At 62.4% G+C, this 3,931-nt stretch carries 3 protein-coding genes and 1 pseudogene; 3 read left to right on the plus strand and 1 reads right to left on the minus strand.

Annotated elements, in window-relative coordinates; all coding sequences use genetic code 11:
• From ACS5Q1_RS46825 to ACS5Q1_RS46835, 3 genes and pseudogenes are all read left to right on the plus strand, one after another.
• A pseudogene (locus ACS5Q1_RS46825) lies at positions 1-124 on the plus strand (IS481 family transposase); the annotation flags it as partial.
• A 330-nt stretch (positions 125-454) separates the two neighbouring features.
• Entirely contained in the window at positions 455-658 is a 204-nt protein-coding gene (locus tag ACS5Q1_RS46830) for a hypothetical protein (protein WP_473104613.1), read from the plus strand.
• A 231-nt stretch (positions 659-889) separates the two neighbouring features.
• Positions 890-1,549 carry an IS6 family transposase gene (locus tag ACS5Q1_RS46835; RefSeq protein WP_473104614.1) on the plus strand — a complete coding sequence of 220 codons (660 nt, stop codon included), beginning with the start codon at positions 890-892 and terminating at the stop codon, positions 1,547-1,549.
• A 73-nt stretch (positions 1,550-1,622) separates the two neighbouring features.
• Here ACS5Q1_RS46835 and ACS5Q1_RS46840 read toward each other — a convergent pair.
• A partial coding sequence (locus ACS5Q1_RS46840; protein ID WP_473104615.1) for a PAS domain S-box protein occupies positions 1,623-3,931 on the minus strand: 2,309 nt, incomplete at its 5' end.

Consider the following 3,931-nt stretch of genomic DNA (forward strand, 5'->3'; position numbering starts at 1 on the left):
CGCCCGCCGGCTCAAGACCCTGCGCGGCCTCACCCCCTACGAGTACATCTGCAAGATCTTTACAAGCGAGCCGCAACGCTTCAGGCTCGACCCGCTCCACCAAATGCCGGGACTAAACATCTAGTCTGGGTTTTGGAAGGGTCCGCCAGATCGTCAGCGTGAACGCCTTTCCCAGGGCAAGTATGAGGGCCATGCCATAAAGGAAAATGGTTGGCGAGAAACTCTCGTCCATTCGGTGTCATCCTCTCAGCGCCCGCTCGAGATCGTCAGCCGTGTGCACTGTTGAAGCTCTGCTCACACTGTAACAAAGATCGAAATGTGGCTTTCTCACTCCGCAGCTTGCTACCAAAGTCTGTCTTTCCCAATCTGATCGACTGCTAAGGATAGGGAGTGACGAACAGGCCTCAAGAGCTCCCATATCGATCATCAGAGTCATCTACGACGAATGCTAAACATGAGACTGCTGCAAAAAGCTCAGACCTACTTCCGCAAGCCCGAATTGCCACCAGCGACCCAAGGGCAAGCACCTGCCCATGATGAGCAGGTTGGCCGCTCATGCTCAAAGCGCGCTCAAATCAGGGACGTGCTGCGTCAGTACGAGAGAGGCAGCCTTGACGAGGCTGACGCCGTCGAAGAGATGCTCAAGATCCTGCGCTGAGACCAATCCAGGTTTCCCTGTACACCTGCCCTCCCCGCTTCGCAGGGCACCGCTCTCTTATTCCGGGGATTCTGGTCAAGCCCTGTGAGCGGCCTTTTCCGTCAGTTCGGCTGATATCACTTGTCGGGTCGGCACCGTCAGGTTAACGTCGAGTTGAGGGGATGCTGGCATAAGCGAGGAACGAAATCGCCCCGCCATCCTCGCCACTCCCGCCACCGCTTTCCAGCTGAAGTGATCAGCCATGCTGTCTGGTTGTACTTCCGCTTCCCCTTGAGCCTGCGGATGGTCGAGGAGATGCTCGCGGCCCGAGGCATCGAGGTGAGCCATGAGACCGTGCGGCAGTGGGCCCTGAAGTTTGGCCAGCAGTTTGCCGCGCAAATCCGCAGGCGTCTTCCGGCACCGGGAGACAAATGGCACTTCGACGAGGTCGCGATCAGTATTGCAGGTCGGAAGCACTGGCTCTGGCGAGCCGTCGACCAGCATGGAGTCGTGCTCGATATTCTGGTGCAGAGTCGCCGCAATACAGAAGCCGCCAAGCGTCTGCTGCGGAAGTTACTCAAGAAGCAAGGTATCACACCGCGCGTGATGATCACCGACAAGCTGGCCAGCTACGCCGCCGCGAAAAGGAAGATTATGCCTGGCGTGGAGCATCGCCAGCACAAAGGCTTGAATAATCGAGCGGAGAATTCTCATCAGCCGACCCGACGACGCGAACGCATCATGAAGCGGTTCAAATCAGCCGGGCAGGCCCAGCGCTTTCTCTCAATCCATGATCAGGTCGCAAACCTCTTCCACCGCCCCGCCAACACCAATGCCCACGATCACCGCATGTCCCGAGCTCACGCCTTCCGAGTCTGGTCCGAGGTAACGGGCGTCGCTCCTAGTCTCTGATCTGATGCTCCAGGCGAGCAGACCTATCTCAAGCCGTTAAGTTGACGATACCGTCCTCCCCGGACCTTTCCCCTCACACCACCGGCCTTGAGCCGACGTGCTCAGCGGGAGCGGTCTCGTCCTGGTCTGCCGGCAGGGTGAACTGAAACACGGCCCCTTGAGGCTCATTCGCAGATGCCCACAGCCGGCCGCCATGCGTCTCGATGATCGAGCGGCAGATCGCCAGACCCATGCCCAGGCCGTCCAACTTCGTCGTGTAAAACGCCTCGAACACCCGCTCCACCTGCTGTGGGTCCAGCCCGACACCGGTGTCGTGCACGGCGAGCAGCACGGCCCCGGATTCATCCAGCCGGGACCGGATCAGCAGCTCGCGTGGCCGCTCCGCCCCCTCCTTCATCGCCTCGAGGCCGTTCAGTACCAGATTCAGGATCACCTGCTGCAACTGCACCCGATCGCCCGCCACGGGCGGGAGGTTGAGCGCCAGCTCGGTCCGCAGCAGGATCCGATGGCGGCGCACCTCCCCCTGGACGAGGGCAACCGTGTCCCGGATGAGCTCGTTCAGATCCAGCCGCGTCGTGATGGTGGCCGTCTTCCGGAAGAGGGCGCGCGCCCGCCCGATCACCGCGCCGGCCCGGTGCCCGTCCTGGACAATACGTTCCACCGTCTCGCGCACCTCGGCGAGGTTGGGCGGCTGGCGGGCGAGCCAACGCAGGGCCGCGTTGGCGTTGGTGACAATGGCGGCCAGCGGCTGGTTGACCTCGTGGGCGATCGAGGAGGTGAGCTCGCCCATCGTCGTCACGCGCGTGACATGCGCGAGCTCGGCCTGCGCCTTCTGCAGCGCCTCCTCGGCCCGCTTGCGCTCGGTAACGTCCATCGCCGCCCCGATGATTTCAAGCAGGTCGCCGGCTTCGCTGAAAATGGGATGGCCTATACCGTGCAGGTGCTTGATCTCGCCGTCCGGAAGAACGATTCGGAAATCGGTCTCGGAATCGCCCCTGATACGAATTGCGGTTTCCGCGTTTGCGAGCCACCTTGCCCGATCCTCCGGATGAATGCGCTGGAGAAGCGCCTCGAAGGACGGGGTACCTGCTGTCGGATCGAAGCCAAACAGGCGGTAGCGTTCCTGCGACCAGTAGGTGATTTCTCTCGTGGCGGGGTTCCACGCCCAACTGCCGCTTTTACTCAGCGCCTCCGCTTCCGCCAGGTAGGCCTCGCTGCGCCGCAGTTCCTCCTCCGCCCGCTTGCGCTCGGTCACATCCATCGCCGTCCCGACGTATTCGACGACCGCTCCGGTGTCATCGGGAACCGGATGCCCGCTCACCTGGAGGTGCTTGACCCTTCCGTCAGGCAGCACGATCCTGTGGTCCACTGCATACTCGGCCCTCTCGCAGTGTGCCGTCTCGAGGCGTTCGAGAACGTGGTCGCGATCGGCCGGGTGCAAAAAGCGAGCGAGCTCATGTCGGTCGAGGGCACGGCTCCGTCGCGGATCCAATCCAAAAATCCGGAACATCTCCTCGGACCAGTAAATGACCTGCCCGGTGGCCGGCTCGTAGGCCCAGCTGCCGGTGTGGCTCAGGCGCTGCGCCTCCGCGAGATAGTGCTCGCTGCGCTGTAAAGCGTCCTCGGCCCGCCTGCGGTCTTCGATGTCGGTCAGGACGCCATACCATTTGACAATGGTGCCCATATCGTCGCGCAGCGGCACGGCGCGGACTAGAAACCAACGATAGGCCCCGTCCGCCCGGCGATAACGCACCTCGTTTTCGAACGGCTCGCCCGTCGCCAAGCACGCCCGCCACTTCTCCAGATGGCGTTTCAGGTCGTCCGGATGAACGACGCTTTGCCAGGCAGATCCGGCCGTGTCCTCCTCGGACAAGCCTGAGTATTCGCGCCCCCACCGGCTTATGAATGCATTGGAAGGCCCGGAGGGCCCCGGCAAAGCGATGTACGCCATGGCCGGAAGGTTTTCGATCAGATCGCGCAGCTCTTGTTCACTTCGGCGGGCCGCCTCTTCGGCGCGCTTGCGCTCGGTGATGTCCTCGCATGCGACCAGGATGACCGGGCAGTACTTCAACAGCACGGATCGGGCGGTTTCACGCACCCAGAGCACCGTGCCGTCCTTGCGCACCTTGCGGGCCTCCCAGCTCATCGCCCGGTTGGGTTGAGCGAAGCAGCGGGCGACCAGCCTCTGGACGGCTTCGCGGTCAGGCTCATGGAACACGTTCAGTACCGGGCTCCCGACCAATTCGTCGGGGGTGTAGCCGAGCTGCTCCGCCCCAAAGGCGTTCACCGAGAGGGTGATCCCGGCCGCGTCCACCATGAAGTACATGGTTGGGTTGCTTTCGAAGACCGCCTTCCACTTCTCCTCGCTCTCGCGGAGCGCTT

This window comes from Microvirga sp. GN3 (genome assembly GCF_055792825.1).